This is a genomic window from Pseudomonas sp. 20-5 (assembly GCF_056782835.1).
The window spans coordinates 3,433,824-3,451,878 of sequence record NZ_CM165584.1 but is presented as its reverse complement, the minus strand read 5'-3'; the positions used below and the strand labels follow the sequence as shown (position 1 = coordinate 3,451,878).

15 protein-coding genes are annotated in these 18,055 nt (G+C 66.7%); 7 read left to right on the top strand and 8 right to left on the bottom strand.

From position 1 onward, the window contains the following. Positions 1-232: 232 nt before the first annotated feature. From AC1RB9_RS15800 to AC1RB9_RS15785, 4 genes are all read right to left on the bottom strand, one after another. Positions 233-1,372 (bottom strand): catalase family protein, encoded by a 1,140-nt coding sequence (locus tag AC1RB9_RS15800; RefSeq protein WP_003450259.1) that lies wholly within the window; start codon positions 1,370-1,372, stop codon positions 233-235. Positions 1,373-1,550: 178 nt separating this feature from the next. Further along, on the bottom strand, positions 1,551-3,446 hold the full coding sequence (locus tag AC1RB9_RS15795; RefSeq protein ID WP_003450262.1) for a di-heme-cytochrome C peroxidase: 1,896 nt from the start codon (positions 3,444-3,446) through the stop codon (positions 1,551-1,553). 310 nt (positions 3,447-3,756) lie between these two features. After that, positions 3,757-3,891, bottom strand: coding sequence for a hypothetical protein (locus AC1RB9_RS15790; RefSeq protein ID WP_003088290.1), 135 nt, complete (start codon positions 3,889-3,891; stop codon positions 3,757-3,759). Positions 3,892-4,048: 157 nt separating this feature from the next. After that, positions 4,049-5,146, bottom strand: a complete 1,098-nt coding sequence (locus tag AC1RB9_RS15785) for a GNAT family N-acetyltransferase/peptidase C39 family protein (protein ID WP_003450267.1) — start codon at positions 5,144-5,146, stop codon at positions 4,049-4,051. 190 nt (positions 5,147-5,336) lie between these two features. Between AC1RB9_RS15785 and AC1RB9_RS15780 the strand changes: the two genes are divergently transcribed. From AC1RB9_RS15780 to rbsK, 7 genes are all read left to right on the top strand, one after another. After that, positions 5,337-6,824, top strand: a complete 1,488-nt coding sequence (locus tag AC1RB9_RS15780) for a RimK family protein (RefSeq protein ID WP_003088294.1) — start codon at positions 5,337-5,339, stop codon at positions 6,822-6,824. A 135-nt stretch (positions 6,825-6,959) separates the two neighbouring features. Beyond that, positions 6,960-8,288 carry a sigma-54 dependent transcriptional regulator gene (locus AC1RB9_RS15775; protein WP_003450268.1) on the top strand — a complete coding sequence of 443 codons (1,329 nt, stop codon included), beginning with the start codon at positions 6,960-6,962 and terminating at the stop codon, positions 8,286-8,288. A 218-nt stretch (positions 8,289-8,506) separates the two neighbouring features. Further along, positions 8,507-9,466 (top strand): sugar ABC transporter substrate-binding protein, encoded by a 960-nt coding sequence (locus tag AC1RB9_RS15770; RefSeq protein WP_003450274.1) that lies wholly within the window; start codon positions 8,507-8,509, stop codon positions 9,464-9,466. 21 nt (positions 9,467-9,487) lie between these two features. Further along, positions 9,488-11,020 (top strand): sugar ABC transporter ATP-binding protein, encoded by a 1,533-nt coding sequence (locus AC1RB9_RS15765; protein WP_003450276.1) that lies wholly within the window; start codon positions 9,488-9,490, stop codon positions 11,018-11,020. Positions 11,021-11,043: 23 nt separating this feature from the next. Further along, the gene (locus AC1RB9_RS15760) at positions 11,044-12,042 is read left to right on the top strand and encodes an ABC transporter permease (protein WP_003088303.1); all 999 of its coding nucleotides are present in this window, start codon (positions 11,044-11,046) and stop codon (positions 12,040-12,042) included. Between the two features lie 3 nt (positions 12,043-12,045). Next, a complete protein-coding gene (locus tag AC1RB9_RS15755) occupies positions 12,046-13,059 on the top strand; it encodes a LacI family DNA-binding transcriptional regulator (protein ID WP_003119158.1) in 1,014 nt (337 codons plus the stop codon). A 53-nt stretch (positions 13,060-13,112) separates the two neighbouring features. Further along, on the top strand, positions 13,113-14,039 hold the full coding sequence (gene rbsK, locus AC1RB9_RS15750; protein ID WP_003450278.1) for a ribokinase: 927 nt from the start codon (positions 13,113-13,115) through the stop codon (positions 14,037-14,039). Positions 14,040-14,159: 120 nt separating this feature from the next. On the opposite strand, the gene AC1RB9_RS15745 is transcribed toward rbsK, so the two are convergent. The 4 genes from AC1RB9_RS15745 to AC1RB9_RS15730 form a co-directional block, all read right to left on the bottom strand. Next, on the bottom strand, positions 14,160-15,425 hold the full coding sequence (locus AC1RB9_RS15745) for a transporter (protein ID WP_003088309.1): 1,266 nt from the start codon (positions 15,423-15,425) through the stop codon (positions 14,160-14,162). A 60-nt stretch (positions 15,426-15,485) separates the two neighbouring features. After that, positions 15,486-16,238: a hypothetical protein gene (locus AC1RB9_RS15740; RefSeq protein ID WP_003144431.1), complete on the bottom strand. Its 753-nt coding sequence runs from the start codon at positions 16,236-16,238 to the stop codon at positions 15,486-15,488. Between the two features lie 13 nt (positions 16,239-16,251). Then, the gene (locus AC1RB9_RS15735; RefSeq protein ID WP_003117395.1) at positions 16,252-16,932 is read right to left on the bottom strand and encodes a C39 family peptidase; all 681 of its coding nucleotides are present in this window, start codon (positions 16,930-16,932) and stop codon (positions 16,252-16,254) included. A gap of 61 nt (positions 16,933-16,993) precedes the next feature. Further along, a complete protein-coding gene (locus AC1RB9_RS15730; RefSeq protein WP_003113480.1) occupies positions 16,994-18,016 on the bottom strand; it encodes a hypothetical protein in 1,023 nt (340 codons plus the stop codon). Positions 18,017-18,055: the final 39 nt, after the last annotated feature.

Below are 18,055 nucleotides of genomic sequence, written 5' to 3'. Positions count from 1 at the left end.
GGGGAAATCCCGTGATATTAAGCGCGTGCGGTGCTCATTTACCTTGCGGCTCTGGGCGACACCACCCGCGACCCTGGCCAAAGGTACAGTCAATCGTGATGGGGCCTGGAACCCCTGCCGCAAAGTCGACGCCAACCTCAGGCCGCTTTTGGCCGTTTTCTGACAGTCCAAATTGGCGAAATCAATACCAAGGGAGACGCCATACACAGCTACCTTCCACCTTCCCAACCCCTCACCCATTCCTCCCCAACCTATACCCACTGACCGCCTCGTAAACCGCCTTCCGCAACCGGTTGATCCCGCCGATCGGCCGATGCTCCGGCAGTGCGTGCCAGGGGTTGAACGAGAGGTTGTCACAGAACAGGTTCTGTTCCCGGCTATCAAAATCCTGAGCTGGCACAATGATGTCGGCTATGGTAGCGAAGGGCGCGTCCGACTCCTTCCATTCGACGCTGGTGTCTTCGATGGGCATGTACTTGCCCGGGTCCTGGCGCTGCACCTGGAAGGCGTAGCAGGCGGGGGCGCGGTCGATGGAGAGTTGCTGGTACAGGGCGGCGCGGAGGAAGTTGGGCAGGTCCTGGTTCTGCTTCGGCAGCTCGTAGGCCGGGCACTTCTCCGGGGCGGGGACGACGCGGAACTTGATGTTGTGTTCGCCCAGCTTGTACGGCGAGATGCCGTTGTAGCCGGCGTGCAGCGGGCTGTCCGGGGCGGGGGCGAGGGTGCGCAGGGCGATCAGCAGGTGGCGCAGTTCCCAACTGGCGGGGTTCCAGTTGGGGAAGAAGGCCAGGGCTTTCTTGCCGTCGGCCTGGGCGGCGAAGTTCTGCCGGTATTCGGCGATGTCGCGGATGAAGAACACCGGCTGGTTGAACATGACGAAGTCCTGCTCGCCGTCATGGCCGCGGCCGGGCAGGAGTTTTTCGCCGGGCACGTCGAGCAGCTTGATGGCCATGCCGCGCGCGTCGTTCTTGCTGTCGAACTGCGGGTAGGCGTTGCCGTTGGAGAAGCGCACCCAGGCGTTCCAGCTCTTGCCTGGTTCGGCGAACACGCCGCGACGCAGGGTCGGGTCGAGGTCGGCGCGTACCTTGAACTCGGCCTTCACGCAGCCGTGGGCCTTGGCGTGGGCATCGCGCAGGACGCGGGTGTTGTCGCGGTGCTGTTCGACTACGCGGATGGCGTCCTGGATGATCGCCTGGGTGATGCGGGCTTCGTCCGGGGCGATCTGCTCTTCCGCGGACACCGGGCCGGAGAATTTCCAGGCGTAGTAGAGGCTGCCGATGGCCCAGCCGCCGAGGCCGACGGCCAGCAGCAGGAGGAGCAGGCGGCCGAGCCATTTGCCGAGGAACAGCCAGGCGTGGGTGAGGAGTGCGCGCATGGAGTGGGTGTCCTTGGTGGTGTGCGTTGGCTGTGGGCTTTTATTCTTCTTGGGCGGGGAGTGCGCCACGATTGCTTCTCCCCGTCCTCTGGCCAGGCGTCCCCCCTGAAGGGAGAGGGGCTGCTAGGGGTGGAGAGGGGCGGCGGCGCCATGCCTCGCGCTTCTCCATTTCCCAGGTTCAGCGTTGCGCGGTCCGTTGCTCCGGCGCCGGGCATTTCGGGCCGGGCGTCCAGGGTGGGGTCTGGGCCGGGACCAGGCGGCGCTCGAATTCGGGGTTGCCGAGCACCTTCAGGTATTCCACCAGCGCCCAGCGTTCTTCCGGGCTGAGGGCGCGGCCGATCACGCCGTTCTGCCGGCAGCCGTCGCGGAATTCGTGGCCGCTGTTGCGGTTGCCGGTGAGACGGGTGTCGAGGAGGAAGCCGCCGGGGAATTTCTCGGTGCGGAATCCAACGAATTTCGGATCGAATTCGAAGGTGCCGACGTAGAACTGCGGCGAGCGTTCGGCGGCCGGGGAGAGCAGTTGGAACAGGTTGGGCACCGAGCCGTTGTGCAGGAACGGCGGGGTCGCCCAGACGCCGTCCAGCGGGCGGGCCTTGTAGGCGCGCAGTTCCTGTACGCCGATCGGCAGGTCGAAGCCGTTCATGGTCTTCTGCTGTTCCGGCGGGATGCCGGCGTCCCGGTAGGCGCGCTGCTCGACGAAGGCGGTGATGTAGGCCAGGCCCTTGGCCGAGGACAGTTGCGAGAGGTCGAGTTGCTGCGGATCGGCGCCGATCAGCTGGACGTTCATCCGCGCCAGTTCGTCGACGCTCCAGCCGAGCTTGCGCAGGTCGTAGCGGTGGTCGGCGATGTTGTCGGCGGTGGTCGGGTCGGTGCCGATCACCTCGGTCGGCACCATGTGCATGCGCCACTCGGGATTGCGTCCGGGGGCGGCGTATTCCGCCGGTTGCACCTTGGGCGCATGGCAGAAGGCGCAGTTGGCTTCGAACAGGGCGCGGCCCTGGGAGGCGCGTTGCAGGTCGATGCGGCCGAAGAGGTCTTCCGGCCAGGTCGGCGGTTTCAGTTGTTGCAGGGTTTCTTCCAGGACGTGCAGGTCATGCAGGCGTACGCTGGAGGCGTAGCGCTGCTCGCCCCGCAGCGGCTGGCCGTGCTCGTCGAAGATCTGCAGGCGCGCGCCGACGCCGAGGGCCTCGCCGATGTTGCGCGCCATCGGCTGCATGGCCGAGCCGTTCCATTGCACCCAGTCGAATTTCCAGATGTCCCAGACCTGCGGATAGCTCACCGGGGCGTTGGCGACGCGGTAGTTGCCCGGGTCGATGGCATCGCCGAAGACGCTGTTGGCGATGCGCCCGAAGGCGTCGGTGCGGCCGGGGCCTTCCTCGGTGGGGTAGAGGTGGCGGCGGGTGTCGTTCCAGGCGGTGCGCAGGAGGGTGTCGAGGACGGCCTTGAAGTCGGCGCGCAGTTGCGACTTGTCCTGTTCGTAGCGTTCGCCGAGGACTTTCCTGGCGAAGCGGTTGAACTTGAACGGGTTGTAGTAGGTGGCGGCCATGCTCGCGCCGAGCGCCTGGCCGAAGGCGCCGCCGCGCAGGGTCGGCACGGTGGCGGCGATGGAGTGCATGGCGGCGCCGCCGTCGATGCGCAGCGACTTGCCCTGGTAGCGCAGTTCGCCGGTGTGGCAGGCGGCGCAGGTGATGTCCAGGTAGCGGGTGCCGGTCTTCTCGTCGCGGTGCTGGCTGAAGCCCACCGGCAGGTTGCCGGGGTTGAGGTCGCTGGCCTTCTGCTGCGGATCGACGAGGAAGCCGAAGCGGGCGAGGTATTCGGGGGCGGCGAAGGGTTCTTCGGAGAAGGGCAGTTCGAGGGCGGTGAACCAGTCGTAGTGCAGGCCTTTCACCAGGGTGCCCTGGGGCGTGTAGTAGAAGCGCTGGCGGGCCTCGTCCTGCCATTGCGGCAGGTAGCGTACCTCGCTCGGCGCCTGGTAGTGGGGGAGGTTGGGATTGGCGACGTAGTAGACCACCACCCCGACGACCGCCAGCACGATCACGCCGACAACCAGCAGAGCCTTTTTCACGGTGCGCATCAGGAACGTCCTTGTAGGCCTTTTTTTGGCACCGTTATGCCAAGGCGTTGGCATATTGGCAAGCTGCTATCAGCTTTTTTGACAAGGTTTTCTTGACAGCGAACGGGTGAAACGTTTGCGCAGGCCTCGCCTGGCGATGTTGGCGACGAAAGCTCGGTATTTCACCGGAGAAAGGCGGACGCCGGAGCGGCGTGGAACGGCAGGGCGAGGCGCCGGTGGCCTGCCGGTCAGAGACCGGAGAAGGCCAGCCAGGCGATGATTGCGGCGTAGAGCATCCAGGTGGGATCGGTACGGCGGTCGAGCAGGGCTTTCATTTCTTCGCCTCCGCGCTCCAGAAGCCCTGGGCGTTGCGGAAGGGCTGGCGGGCCAGTTGTTCCAGGCGGGTGATGCCGTCGGCGCGCATGGCATTGATCAGGGCCGAGAAGGATTTGGCGGAGTAGCTCATGGTGTCGTCTCCAGTTCCGTTCTGGTTATTCGGGGATCTGGCGACTATGTAAACATCGGCGTTGGCGAATGAAAAATGGATAGTCTCACTAGCCACTATCGATGGAATTGATTGATAGGCGAGAACATCTCCCCGCCGCAGGGCGGGGCGATGCGGATCATTCCGGGTTGAACAGGATCACCGCCGCGCGCAGCTTGCTGCGGCCGAAGCGGCTCATCTTGTCGAACTCGGCGTGGCTTACCGGGATGTGCTGGCAATCCAGCGGCTGGCGGTGCTGGCTGTGGTCGACGTCGGGATCGTGGAGGTAGACGAAGTCCTCGTCGTAGTGGGTGACCAGCACCCAGTGCGGGGCCTTGGAGCGGGTCAGGCGGTAGCTGCTGATCAGCACCAGCGGCTGGCCGCCCCTGGCCAGCTGGCGCGGGATGTCGAGCCTGGCCGAGCGTTTCTGCTCGACGCCCGAGGCGTCCAGTTCCTCGCAGAAGTCCTCGTGGACCAGGCGCATCACCGCCTTCTTGTCTTCGTTGCGTACGCCGTCGAGGAACAGCGGGCCGCTGGCGGACAGCACCAGCTTGACCCGGAAGCCGCGCCGCCAGGCGGCCAGCGCCAGGCCCTGGGGGCTACAGCCGCCGTGCCCGGCGGTCATGTAGATGGTGGTCGCCTCGCGCCACAGGCGCAGTTCCTCGCGGCGGGTCAACTGGCGCTCCGGTTGCAGCGCGCCCATGGCCATCAGCAGGCAGGCCGGGCCGCAGGTGAAATCGGTGGTCTGCCGGTAGAAGGGCACGTGGCGGCGCTGTTCGTGGCCGGGGTTGCGGATGCGTTTCTCGAAGCGCAGCGCTTCGCTGTGGTCCTCGTAGTAGTCGCGCACGGTGGCGAAGGGACGGTAGCCGTTGCGCTCGTAGAGGGCGATGGCGCCACGGTTGTCCGGGCGCACTTCCAGGCGCATGTAGGCGCGGTCGTTGTCCCGCGCGGCCTGCTCGGCGGCTTCCAGCAGCTTCTGGCCGAGGCCGATGCCGCGGGCGCGCGGGTCGATGGCGATGGAGTAGAGGCGGGCCAGCGAGGTGCCTTCGTGGAACAGCACCAGGGCGTAGCCGAGCACGCCGCCGTCGCCCTCGGCTACCGTCAGGCTGGCGTGGGCGCGGGTGAGCATCCACTGGAAGTTGCGGCGGGACAGGCGATCGTAGTCGAAGCAGCGGTTTTCCAGCTCGACCAGGGCGGACAGGTCGTCCACACCGGCCGGGCGGAGGGTCAGGTTCATAGCGGTCTCCACGGCCGCGGGCGGGAACTTCCGCGCGGGCGTGCTGTAATGGGTGCTGTACGCTTCGGTTTGCTGGCAGGCGCCATAGAGCGGTTTCGCAAGGGATTCCCGCCGAGTATTGGCCGGGATGCGTGCGCCGGCAAGCCGGTTCCGAATGCGCCGTGGTTTCGCTGTCACCCCGGGAGGTGTCGTGAGCAAGCTGTTCATCATCGTGGAACGCAAGGAAGACTGGACGTCCTATTACCCCAGCGAGGATGTGGTCACCGCCCAGGAATACCTGGAACTGCCCATCGACGACGACACTGGCAAGCGGGTCCAGGTGATCAACCTGTGCCGGCACTACAAGTACCTGCGCCATGGCTACTACTGCTCGCTGCTCGCCGAGGCGCGCGGGCACAAGGTGATCCCCTCGGTGCGGACCATCAGCGAGCTGGCCAGGAAGTCGCTGTACAGCCTGGTCCTGGAAGATCTGGATCGCACCCTGGACAAGGCCCTGGCCGCGCACCCCTACGGCAGCACCGATGGTTTCACCCTGACCCTGTATTTCGGCCGTACCGATATCGAGCCGCTGCAGGACCTGGCGCGACAACTGTTCGAGGCGTTTCCCTGCCCGTTGCTGCTGGTGGAGTTCAAGCGCAACCGCACCTGGCACATCGAGGGCATCAAGCCCGGCGCCATCCACAAGCTGCGCGAGGACCAGGAAGACCTCTTCGCCAACGCCCTGGACAGCTTCAGCCGGCAGATCTGGCGCAAGCCGCGTTCGCGCAAGCCGTTCCGCTACGACCTGGCGATCCTCCACGACCCCGGCGAGGCGTTCCCGCCTTCCGATGCCAAAGCGCTGAAGAACTTCGTGCGGGTCGGCCGCAGCCTCGGCATCGACGTCGACCTGATCGAGCGCAAGGACTATTCGCGGATCGCCGAGTACGACGCGCTGTTCATCCGCGAGACCACCAATGTCGCCGACCACACCTACCGTTTCGCCAAGAAGGCCGAGAGCGAAGGGTTGGTGGTGATGGACGACCCGGTGTCGATCCTGCGCTGCACCAACAAGGTGTACCTGGCCGACCTGCTGCGCAGCCACAAGCTGGGCATGCCGGCCACGGAGATTCTCTACAAGGAGAACCCGCAGGAACTGGAGAAGGTCGGCGAGCGCCTGGGCTTCCCGCTGGTGCTGAAGATTCCCGACGGCAGCTTCTCGCGCGGGGTGATCAAGGTGGAGGACCAGGAGCAGTTGCTGGCAGCCAGCGCCGAGCTTTTCGAGCGCTCGGTGCTGATCCTTGCCCAGGAGTTCTTCTATACCGAGTACGACTGGCGTATCGGCGTGCTCAACCGCAAGCCGATCTTCGCCTGCCAGTACTTCATGTCCAAGGGCCACTGGCAGATCTACGACCACAGCCCGGACGCCGAGGAGGTCAGCGGCGATTTCCGCACCATGCCCGTGCACGAGGCGCCGCGCAAGGTGGTGGAGCTGGCGGTGAAGACCGCCAACCTGATCGGCGACGGCCTCTACGGGGTGGACCTGAAGCAGGCCGGCGACAAGGTGGTGGTGATCGAGGTGAACGACAACCCGAACATCGACTGCGGGGTGGAGGATGTCTACCTCGGCGACGACCTCTACAAGCTGGTCCTGGAGGAGTTCGTCCGGCGCCTGGAAGTCAAGCGTCGCGGCTACGACTGATAAGACGATTTCGGCATTGGCGATATAAACAAAGATTCACTTTCGCGCGTCAAAAAATTGCTAGATTTTCCTTTCAGAGCGCCAACATGCCGTTTTTATGACGGTTCAAAGAATTGGCGCCGCAAAGGAGCACACATGTTAGATGCATCGAACCTCCGCCGTCTGCTGGTGGTGGACCCGTGCGACGATTGCCGGCGCCTGTTGCCGGGCCTTCGCGAGGCGGGTTGGGCAGTGGACAGCTGCGCGCTGGAAACGGCGCGCGAACGCGCTTGCGACGTCGGCCTGCTGCGCCTGCGGCCGTTCCACCTGGAGCGGCCGGAAACGGTGAAGGACCTGATCAGCCGCAGCGGCACCGAGTGGATCGCCGTGCTCAGCCCGGACACCTTGCCGCTGAATGGTGTCGGCGATTTCGTCTGCGAATGGTTCTTCGACTTCCATACCTTGCCGTTCGACATGGCGCGGGTGCAGGTGACCCTCGGCCGCGCCTTTGGCATGGCCCGCCTGCGCGGGCGCGGCACGGTGCCCGGCGATGCCGAGGGCGAGCACGAACTGCTCGGCGAGAGCCTGGCCGTACGCGACCTGCGCCGGCTGCTGGCGAAGCTGGCGCCGACCGACTCGCCGGTACTGATCCGTGGCGAGAGCGGCACCGGCAAGGAACTGGTCGCGCGTACCCTGCACCGGCAGTCGCGGCGCGCGGACAAGCCGTTCGTCGCGATCAACTGCGGGGCGATTCCCGAGCACCTGATCCAGTCCGAGCTGTTCGGCCACGAGAAGGGCGCCTTCACCGGCGCGCACCAGCGCAAGGTCGGACGGATCGAGGCGGCCGACGGCGGCACTCTGTTCCTTGACGAGATCGGCGACCTGCCGCTGGAGTTGCAGGCCAACCTGTTGCGCTTTCTCCAGGAACAGCAGATCGAGCGGGTCGGCGGTAGCCGGCCGGTCGAGGTGGACGTGCGGGTGCTGGCGGCGACCCATGTCGACCTGGAGGCGGCGATCGACGCCGGGACGTTCCGCGAGGACCTCTACTACCGGCTCAACGTCCTGCAGGTCGGCACCGCGCCTTTGCGCGAACGGAGCGAGGACCTGCCGCTGCTGGCCAATCATTTCTCCCGGCTCTACAGCCTGGAGACCGGCCGCCGCCCGCGTCGCTTCAGCGAGGACGCGCTGGCGGCGATGGCGATGCACGCCTGGCCGGGCAATGTCCGCGAACTGGCCAACCGGGTACGTCGCGGGTTGGTCCTGGCAGAGGGAAAGCAGATCGAGGCCCAGGACCTCGGCCTGGAATGCGCGCGCGGCGACGGCCCGCCGTTGTCCAGCCTGGAGGTCTACAAGCTCTGCGCCGAGCGCCAGGCGATGTGTGATGCGCTGGCCCGTTACGGCGACAACCTCAGCGTGGCCGCGCGGATGCTCGGGGTGTCGCGGCCGACCTTCTACCGCCTGTTGCACAAGCACCGGTTGCGCTGAGTGGGCGGCGGGAGATCTGCCGGCCAGGCAAAATATCCTGCGTTTCCCAGCCGTAGCGAACTAGAATCCAACCGATCCCGACCGGTTCGCGACAGTTGCTCGTGGCGATTGACAGAATCTGTCAGATCGACGCATATTCACTTAACGCAAACGTTTGCGTCTGGATAATCTCCTGGAAAAGCCTCAATACAACGATAAGAAAAGCTGGAGGATACACCATGAAGCGGGTCGCTTCCCGGCGCCTGTTGGCTGCCGTTGTGCTGACTGCCTGTTCCTCGTTCCTGCCCCTGTCCGCCGTCCACGCGGAAACTCCCGAGAAGCCCAGGATCGCGCTGGTGATGAAGTCGCTGGCGAACGAGTTCTTCCTGACCATGGAGGACGGCGCCAAGGCCTACCAGAAGGAGCATGCCGACCGGTTCGAACTGGTTTCCAACGGCATCAAGGACGAGACCGATACCTCCAGCCAGATCCGCATCGTCGAGCAGATGATCGTGTCCGGGGTCGACGCACTGGTGATCGCGCCGGCCGATTCCAAGGCGCTGGTGCCGGTGGTGAAGAAAGCGCTGGACGCCGGCATCGTGGTGGTCAACATCGACAACCGCTTCGACCCGCAGGTGCTGCAGGCGAAGAAGATCGGCGTGCCCTTCGTCGGGCCCGACAACCGCAAGGGTGCGCGGCTGGTCGGCGAGTACCTGGCGAAGCGACTGAAGGCCGGCGACGAGGTCGGCATCATCGAAGGGGTCTCCACGACCACCAATGCCCAGCAGCGCACCGCCGGTTTCAAGGATGCGATGGACGCGGCGGGGATGAAGATCGTCTCCTTGCAGTCGGGCAACTGGGAAATCGAGAAGGGCAACACGGTGGCTTCGGCGATGCTCAACGAGCATCCGGACCTCAAGGCGCTGCTCGCCGGCAACGACAGCATGGCCCTCGGCGCGGTATCGGCGGTGCGCGCGGCGGGCCGCGCCGGGCAGGTGAAGGTGGTCGGCTACGACAATATCCAGGCGATCAAGCCGATGCTCAAGGATGGCCGGGTGCTGGCCACTGCCGACCAGTTCGCCGCGAAGCAGGCGGTGTTCGGTATCCAGACCGCGCTCAAGCTGCTCGCCGGGCAAACCCCGGAACATGAGAAGGACGGCGTGGTCGAGACGCCTGTCGAGTTGGTGACCGCGCCCTGAGCCGTCCGATGGAGCCTTCCCATGTCTAGCGACGCATTGCCGCTGCTGAGCATCCGCGGGGTCGGCAAGACCTACGCGCAGCCGGTGCTGGCGGAGATCGACCTGCAATTGTTCGGCGGCGAGGTGCTGGCCCTGACCGGCGAGAACGGTGCCGGCAAGAGCACCTTGTCGAAGATCGTCGGCGGCCTGGAGCGTCCCGGCGCCGGCAGCCTGGAACTCCTCGGCCGGCCCTACGCCCCCGGCAGCCGCCGCGAGGCCGAGGCGCTGGGCGTGCGCATGGTGATGCAGGAACTGAACCTGCTGCCGACCCTGTCGGTGGCGGAGAACCTGTTCCTCCACGACCTGCCCCGGCGCGCCGGCTGGATCGACCGTCGGCGCCTGCGCGCGGCGGCCCGCGAGGCGATGGCCCAGGTCGGCCTGGAGGCGATCGATCCCGACACGCTGGTCGGCGACCTCGGCATCGGCCACCAGCAGATGGTCGAGATCGCCCGCAACCTGATCGGCGACTGCCGCTTGCTGATCCTCGACGAACCCACGGCGATGCTTACCGCGCGCGAGGTGGACATGCTCTTCGAGCAGGTCGAGCGGCTGCGCGAACGCGGCGTGGCGATCGTCTACATCTCCCATCGACTGGAGGAACTGGCGCGGATTTCGCAGCGCATCGCGGTGTTGCGCGATGGCCGCCTGGTCTGCGTCGAGCCGATCGAGCGTTACGACGCCGACCAACTGGTGACCCTGATGGTCGGCCGCGAGCTGGGCGAGCGCTTCGACCTGGGTACACGGCAGATCGGCGCGCCGTTGCTGCGGGTGGAGCGGTTGAGCCGGCGCGGCAAGGTGCATGAGGTGTCGTTCGAGGTGCGCGCGGGGGAGATCTTCGGCATTTCCGGACTGATCGGCTCCGGGCGCACCGAATTGTTGCGCCTGATCTACGGCGCCGACCGCGCCGACGGTGGGCAGGTCCTGCTCGGCGATCCGCCGCAGCGCCTGAGCCTGCGTTCGCCGGCCGACTCGGTGCGCCAGGGGGTGGCGCTGATCACCGAGGACCGCAAGGGCGAGGGCCTGCTGCTGGACCAGTCGATCAGCGCCAACCTGGCCCTGGGCAACCTGCCGGCGCTGGCGCGCCACGGGGTGATCGACCGGCGCCGCGAGGAAGCCCTGGCGCGGCGTCAGGTGGAGGCGCTGCGGGTGCGCTGCGCGGACACCGCGCAGGCGGTGGGCGAACTGTCCGGCGGCAACCAGCAGAAGGTGGTGATCGGCCGCTGGCTGGAGCGCGACTGCCAGGTGCTGCTGTTCGACGAGCCGACCCGTGGCATCGACGTCGGCGCCAAGTTCGACATCTATGCCTTGCTTGCCGAACTGACCCGCCGGGGCAAGGCGCTGGTGGTGGTGTCCAGCGACCTGCGCGAGCTGATGCTGATCTGCGATCGCATCGGCGTGCTCTCGGCGGGACGTATGGTGAACACCTTCGAGCGCGACGCCTGGACCCAGGACGCGCTGCTGGCGGCGGCCTTCGCCGGTTACAAGAAACGCGACGCGCTGCTGGCGACGTCGTGAACACGCAACGCAAGGAACCAGAAATGAGCGACCCGACGTCTTCCGCTACCGCCGCCGCAGCGCCAACCCTGCGACGCGGCAACTATTTCGGCCTGGGCACCTACCTCGGCCTGGCCGGCGCGCTGCTGGCGATGATCGCGCTGTTCTCGGCGCTGAGCAGCCACTTCCTCAGCTATGGCACCTTCCTCGCCATCGCCAACCAGATCCCCGACCTGGTGGTGCTGGCGGTGGGCATGACCTTCATCCTGATCGTCGGCGGCATCGATCTCTCGGTGGGTTCGGTGCTGGCCCTGGCGGCCTCGGCGGTAAGCCTGGCGACGCTCGGCTGGGGCTGGGGCGTGCTGCCGGCGGCGATGCTCGGGATGGCCTGCGCGACTCTGGCCGGCTGCGTCACCGGTTCGATCACGGTGGCCTGGCGGATTCCCTCGTTCATCGTGTCCCTCGGGGTGCTGGAGATGGCCCGTGGGCTGGCCTACCAGATGACCGACTCGCGCACGGCCTATATCGGCGACGCCTATGCCTGGCTGTCCAATCCGCTGGCGTTCGGCATCTCGCCGGCCTTCGTGATCGCCCTGCTGGTGATGTTCGCCGCCCAGGCGGTGCTCACCCGCACGGTGTTCGGCCGCTACCTGATCGGCATCGGCACCAACGAAGAAGCGGTGCGATTGGCCGGTGTGAACCCGAAACCCTATAAGATTGCAGTATTCGCCCTGATGGGGCTGCTCGCCGGGTTGGCCGCGCTGTTCCAGATCTCGCGTCTGGAAGCGGCCGATCCCAACGCCGGGGTCGGCCTGGAACTCCAGGTCATCGCCGCGGTGGTGATCGGCGGCACCAGCCTGATGGGCGGGCGAGGTTCGGTGGTCAGCACCTTCTTCGGCGTGCTGATCATTTCCGTATTGGCGGCGGGGCTGGCGCAGATCGGTGCGTCGGAGCCGACCAAACGAATCATTACCGGGGCGGTGATCGTGGTAGCGGTGGTGCTGGATACCTATCGCAGCCATCGCGCCCGCAGACAGGGCTGAACGATGGCGACAATGAAGGACGTGGCGGCGATGGCGGGGGTTTCCTTCACCACCGTATCGCATGTGGTGAACAGGACGCGGCCGGTCAGCGACGCGGTGCGCAAGAAGGTCGAGGACGCCATCGCGCAGCTGCATTACGTGCCCAGCGCGGTGGCGCGCTCGCTGAAGGTGCGCACCACCTCGATCATCGGCCTGCTGGTGCCGAACAGTACCAACCCGTATTTCGCCGAGCTGTCGCGCGGCATCGAGGATTGCTGCGAGCGCAACGGCTACTGCGTGATCCTCTGCAATTCCGACGACAACCCGCAGAAGCAGGCCAACTACCTGCGCGTGCTCCAGGAGAAACGCATCGACGGCCTGGTCCTGGCGTCCGCCGGCGGCGACGGCGCGCTGGCCAAGGGACTGGCGAACATGCGCACGCCGACCGTGATCGTCGACCGCGAGGTGGAAGGCGTGGAAGCCGACCGGGTGCAGATCGACCATGAGATGGGCGCCTACCTGGCGACCCGCCACCTGCTCGAACTGGGCCATCGCGACATCGCCTGCATCGGCGGGCCGCTGTCGACCAAGGTCTCGACGCTGCGGGTCGAGGGCTACCGGCGGGCGATGGCCAAGGCCGGCCTGGAGGTGCGCCCGCAGTGGCTGCTGGAAAGCGAGTTCAGCAGCCCCGGCGGCTACCACGCGGCGCTCGGCCTGCTGGGCGGCGAGGGCGAGCGACCGACGGCGATCGTCGCCGGCAACGACATGATCGGCATCGGCGTGCTGCGCGCCGCGGCCGAGCTGAATATCAGGGTGCCGCACGAACTGTCGGTGATCGGCTTCGACGATATCGAGCTGAGCCGCTTCGTGTTTCCCGCCTTGACCACCGTGGGCCAGTCGATCCGCCTGCTTGGCGAGATCGCTGCGCAACTGCTGCTGCAACGCATCGCCGAGCGCGAGGAGCCGATGCAGCGGCGGGTGGTGGCGCCGGCGCTGGTCCTGCGCGAATCCACCGCGCCGCCGCTGGTGCGGGTCTGAACCGGGCGCCGGGGGCGCCCTCGCTAGAGAGAGGCTGGAACAAGGACGCAACGATGCAAGCGAAAGTACTGGTGGTGGGCAGCCTGAACATGGACCTGGTGGTGCGCGCGCCGCGCCTGCCACGGGGCGGCGAGACCCTCGCCGGGCAGTCCTTCATCACCGTTCCCGGCGGCAAGGGAGCCAACCAGGCGGTCGCCGCGGCGCGTCTCGGCGCGGAGGTGGCGATGATCGGCTGCCTTGGCGACGATGCCTACGGCGACCAGTTGTACCGTGCGCTACAGGCCGAGGGCATCGACTGCCAGGGCGTCGAGCGGGTGGCCGGGGAGTCCAGCGGAGTGGCGCTGATCGTGGTCGACGACAGCAGCCAGAACGCCATCGTCATCGTCGCCGGCGGCAACGGCCACCTGTCGCCGGCCGTGCTGGCGCGCCACGAGCACTTGCTGGAGCAGGCGCAGGTGGTGGTCTGCCAGCTGGAAAGCCCGCTGGAGACGGTTGGCCATGTGCTGCGCCGGGCCCATGCGCTGGGCAAGACGGTGATCCTCAACCCGGCGCCGGCCACCCGCGACGTGCCGGCGGAGTGGCTGCCGCTGGTGGACTACCTGGTCCCCAACGAGACCGAAAGCGAACTGCTCTGCCGCCTGCCGGTGGACTCCCTGGAGAGCGCCGGGCGTGCCGCCGAGCGCCTGCGCGAAATGGGCGCCGGCAGGGTGATCGTCACCCTCGGCGCCCAGGGCGCCCTGCTGGTGGGCGAGGGGCGGGTCGAGCATTTCCCGGTGGCGCGGGTCAAGGCGCTGGATACCACGGCGGCCGGGGACACCTTCGTCGGCGGCTTCGCCGCGGCCCTTGCGCGCGGCCTCGACGAGGCGGCGGCGATCCGTTTCGGCCAGGCCGCCGCGGCGATCTCGGTGACCCGCCTCGGCGCGCAGACCTCGATCCCCTCGCGCGAGGAAGTCGAGCGGGCGCTCGCTGGCGAGGCTTGAGAGGGACGGTGCCGTTGCTACCGGCGGATAACGCCTGTGCAGCTAGGCGAGGATCGCTCCCAGGCTCACGCATTCCTTCGAGGGGTAGGGCATGCCCAGGCTCGAACGGCACGATGCCCCTCAGAAGTAGTAGGGGAATTTCACGCCGAAGGTGAAGTCCGGCGCGTCCGGAGTGATGCCGATGGACAGGCTGGGCACGATGCTGAACCTGTTGCTCACCGCATAGGTCATGCCCAGGCCGAAGTAGCCGGCGTTGGCGTCGCTGCCGCTGACGGTCTGCCAGCTCTGGCCGTCCTGCTTGACCTTGCTCTTCTGGCTGATCAGCTCTGAGAAGGAGAACGACATGCTCATCTTCTCGTTCAGCGCGAAGGCCACGCCGACGCCGAGTTGGAACCAGTTGCCGAGCTTGACCTTGCCGCCGGTCTTCACGCCTTGCTGCGGGTTGATGTCGTCGAACGACTCTTCGAAGTTGTAGGTATACGACAGGCTGCCGAACAGCACCGCCGGGTCCACCGTCTTCACCAGCGAGATGCCCGGGGTGATCGACCAGACGCCGTTGCCGGTGGGCAGGTCGTCGGGCACGTTGAGGTTGTTGTTGCCCGGTACCTGCTTCAGCTTGATGCCGTAGGGATCCTTGCCGGTGGGCGCCTTGACCCGCAGGCTGACCACCGCGTCCGGGGTGCTCTCGCTTTCGTCGAGGAACTTGTAGGCGACGCCGAAGCTGACGTCGCCCAGGCGTGGGTCGCCGGTCACCGATTTCTCGGTGATCTGCGAGGTCGAGCCGCCGGCGCCGGCGGACTGGTAGGTCGATTCGCGATAGACCACCGGGGCGTTGATATCCACCTGCCAGCGCTGGTTCCAGTTGTAGCGGCCGGTCAGGTCGAGGGTCCAGATGTCGGCATCGATCTGGTCCACGCCGATGTTGCCGAGGAAGATCGAGTCCAGCGCCAGGAAGCCGTTGAGGAACAACTGGCGGGTGTCGTAGTGGCTGTAGGTGAGGCCGGTCTCCAGGCTGAAGGTGCCGCCGCCGAAGAAGCCGCTGGCGTCCTGGTAGATGTTTTCCACGCTGGGCGCGGGCGCGCCATCGTCCTTGAGGCTGGCGCCGTAGGTGCCGGCGACCGCGTTGGCGTCGTTGCGCGCCTGCGCCGGCGGCTGGATCGACTTGACCAGGCGTTGCGGCTGCGGCGCCTGGGGTTGCGCCTCGACCTGGCGCACGCGCTGTTCGAGGACCATCAGGGCGTTCTGCTGGGCCTCGTAGCGTTGGCGCAGCTCCAGGAGTTCCTTCTTCAGCGCCTCGACCTCGGACTCCGTCGCGGCCTGCGCCAGGAACGGGGAAACCAGGGTGGTGGCGCAGAGGACAGCTCGCAGCGAGAGTGTCTGGGTCATGTTTGCCGTTCCGTTTTTATGGCCTTCCGATAGCACAGTGATTTCAGACTAGATCAACTTTCAGTAGCCGCTGGGGCGCAGCGCGCGCAATTGCTCCCAGGCGCAATTCAGTGCCGGATCGGCGCCCGGCCGGTCCTTGAGCATCACCTCGAGCGCCGCCAGGTTCTGCACCAGGTTGCGGTTTCCGCTGAGCGCCACGCTCTGCACCAGGCCGCCGGCGCCGAGGCTTTGCAGGCTGGCGCCCTGGCCGCTGGCCTGGATCGCCAGTTGCAGGGCGCCGCCGTTCGGCGTGACCTTCACCGTGCCGGCCTCGCCGCTGAGGGCGAGCGCACCTTCCAGCGGCGTGCCGCCCGGCAGTGGCGGCGGCGCGTCGCCGTGGCGGACCTCGATGCTGACGCCATTGCTGGCGCTGTTGTGGTCGCCGGCGGTGCGGATGCTCTGGCTGACCCCTTGGGTCTGTGCCAGTCCGGCGCCGCCGAGGACCTGGCCGTTGCCGGCGGCGGGTGGTGGGGCGTCGCCTGGCCGATCGACCAGGGTGACGTTGAGGACCGGGCGCGCCAGGTTCTGCCGCACCTGCAGGTCGACGCGCGCGCCGAGGACCTGGCCGCTGGCGTTCTGCCAGGTGCTGCTCATGGTCACTCCGAAGCTGACGATCCGCCCCGGCAGCACATAGCGCCCGCGCAGATGGGAAAGCTCCTGGTCGCTCAGTTCGGCGGGGGCGAACAGGTCGCTGGCGGGGGCGGGCAGCGCAGCGCCGAGGCAGCAGGCGAGGACGAAGCAGTGGTGCGTGTACATGGCGTGCTCCCGGAGCATCCGGCTCCTGCGATCAGAAGAAATCGCTCTGGATGAAGCCGAATTCCATCAGTTCGGCGTCCCTGACCGGTTTGAAGCGGTCCAGGCGATTGCGCGCGGTCAGCGGCTCGGGCGGCGTCAGCAGCGGATTGCCGCGGTCGTATCCCTGGCCGATCACGGCGAAGACGATGCCGTTCCAGCCCTTGGCGAACTCTGTCAGCGCGTAGCGTTTGTGCCCCAGCGCCGGGTCACCCACGTACACGTACTCGCCCTGGGTGCGTTGCAGGACGACGAAGTGCTTGTAGCCGCGGATTTCCATCAGCACGATGGCGGGGATCTTCAGTTGTTCCAGTTGCGCCGCCTCGATCCGGTAGCCGCGCGCGCGCATGCCCATGGATTCGACGTAGCGCTTCATGTCGAGCATGGAGAAGCCCTGGGTGCGGACGATCTCCGGGTCGGCGTGGGCGAGCATGCCCTGGATCACCGCCTGCTCGTCGAGCGGGGCGCCGTAGGCCTTCTCCAGGATGGTCGCGAGGGCCGCGGCGCCGCAGCTGAAATCGGTCTTCTGCTCGACCAGGTCGGCGAAGCGCCGCTCGCGGATGCTCTGCACCTGCTTGTAGACCAGGCCGCCGCCGGGCAGGGCGGGAAAGCCGAGGGTCGCCGCCTGGGCGGTGAGGTCGACGAGCAGCAGCAGGGAAAGGATGAGCGTGCGCATGGCCGGTTCCTGTGTCGGATGGAAAAGGGTTCCGGCTGGCGCCGGAACCCCTGGGCCAGGATCAGAAGCCAAGGCTCTCGCCACCGGCCGGGCAGCTGCTGCAACCGGCGGCGATGGACAGGGAGTTGCTCTGCTGGTTGCCGCCACCGGCGGCGATGTTCACCCCGACGTTGCCCGAGACGTTCTGCAACGAGTTGCTCAGGCTGGCGTTGTTGGTGACCGGGGTCTTGAAGCCGACGATCGCCGGGATGAAGCCGGACACCGTGCCTTTCAGGTCGACGTCGCCCTTTTCCTTGAAGGCGAACGCGCCGCCGTCGTGGTTCAGGTCCTTGGCGCCCTGGGCCTGGCTGTCCACGTCGATGTGGCCGGTATTGCTGCCGCCCGGATGGGTCTGGCCTTCCCAGGTGTCGAGGTAGACGTCGCCGATCTGGTCGGAGGTGCCCTTGTAGCTGCCGTCGGCGTTCAGCTTCAGCGACACGTAGGTGCCGCCATAGGCGTAGTTGGCGCTGTTGACGGTGGTGTTGCCGGTGGAGGTCTGCGACGCGGCGCTACCGGCAGTGCTGTACTGGCCGTTGGAGACGGCGGCGGCCAGGTCGTTCTTCTGCTGGTTGAAGTTGCCGGCGGCGACGTTCACGCCCAGGTTGCCCGAGACGTTGTTGGCCGAGTTGCTCAGCGATGCGGTGTTGGGGTTGGAGTAGTTGTTCAGCGTATTGCCGTAGCCGCTCTGCAGCACGCTGGTGCTGGCGGTCGCGGTGCCGAACACGAAGCTGGCGTCGGCGCTGGCCAGCGCGGCGGCGTTGGCCTGCTGGTTGTTGTCGCCGGCGGCGACGTTGACCCCGACGTTGCCCGAGGCATCCTTGATCGAGCCGCTCACCGAGGCATTGTTCAGCGTGCCGAAGTTGCTGACCTTGTTGTTGTAGTTCTGCTGCGTATCCACCACCAGGGCCGTGGCTCCGCCCTTGTTGTTCGACTGCGGGTTGGGTTTCGGCGGGTGCCAGCCACCTTCGTTTCCGGCGTAGGCCGATACCGACAGCACTGCAGCCATTGCCAGGGCCAGCGGGGTCAGGACCATAGTCGCTTTCATGGCGTTTCTCCTTGCATTTCTGTGCTTAGTGTTGGGCTT

Excerpts from the sequence above, each read along its gene's own strand:
- AC1RB9_RS15735 (WP_003117395.1), bottom strand. The coding sequence starts at position 16,932 with ATGCGCACGCTCATCCTTTCCCTGCTGCTGCTCGTCGACCTCACCGCC.
- rbsK (WP_003450278.1), top strand. The coding sequence starts at position 13,113 with ATGCAAGCGAAAGTACTGGTGGTGGGCAGCCTGAACATGGACCTGGTG.
- AC1RB9_RS15760 (WP_003088303.1), top strand. The coding sequence starts at position 11,044 with ATGAGCGACCCGACGTCTTCCGCTACCGCCGCCGCAGCGCCAACCCTG.
- AC1RB9_RS15730 (WP_003113480.1), bottom strand. The coding sequence starts at position 18,016 with ATGAAAGCGACTATGGTCCTGACCCCGCTGGCCCTGGCAATGGCTGCA.
- AC1RB9_RS15765 (WP_003450276.1), top strand. The coding sequence starts at position 9,488 with ATGTCTAGCGACGCATTGCCGCTGCTGAGCATCCGCGGGGTCGGCAAG.
- AC1RB9_RS15745 (WP_003088309.1), bottom strand. The coding sequence starts at position 15,425 with ATGACCCAGACACTCTCGCTGCGAGCTGTCCTCTGCGCCACCACCCTG.
- AC1RB9_RS15790 (WP_003088290.1), bottom strand. The coding sequence starts at position 3,891 with ATGAGCTACTCCGCCAAATCCTTCTCGGCCCTGATCAATGCCATGCGC.
- AC1RB9_RS15785 (WP_003450267.1), bottom strand. The coding sequence starts at position 5,146 with ATGAACCTGACCCTCCGCCCGGCCGGTGTGGACGACCTGTCCGCCCTG.
- AC1RB9_RS15775 (WP_003450268.1), top strand. The coding sequence starts at position 6,960 with ATGTTAGATGCATCGAACCTCCGCCGTCTGCTGGTGGTGGACCCGTGC.
- AC1RB9_RS15740 (WP_003144431.1), bottom strand. The coding sequence starts at position 16,238 with ATGCTCCGGGAGCACGCCATGTACACGCACCACTGCTTCGTCCTCGCC.
- AC1RB9_RS15770 (WP_003450274.1), top strand. The coding sequence starts at position 8,507 with ATGAAGCGGGTCGCTTCCCGGCGCCTGTTGGCTGCCGTTGTGCTGACT.
- AC1RB9_RS15800 (WP_003450259.1), bottom strand. The coding sequence starts at position 1,372 with ATGCGCGCACTCCTCACCCACGCCTGGCTGTTCCTCGGCAAATGGCTC.
- AC1RB9_RS15755 (WP_003119158.1), top strand. The coding sequence starts at position 12,046 with ATGGCGACAATGAAGGACGTGGCGGCGATGGCGGGGGTTTCCTTCACC.
- AC1RB9_RS15795 (WP_003450262.1), bottom strand. The coding sequence starts at position 3,446 with ATGCGCACCGTGAAAAAGGCTCTGCTGGTTGTCGGCGTGATCGTGCTG.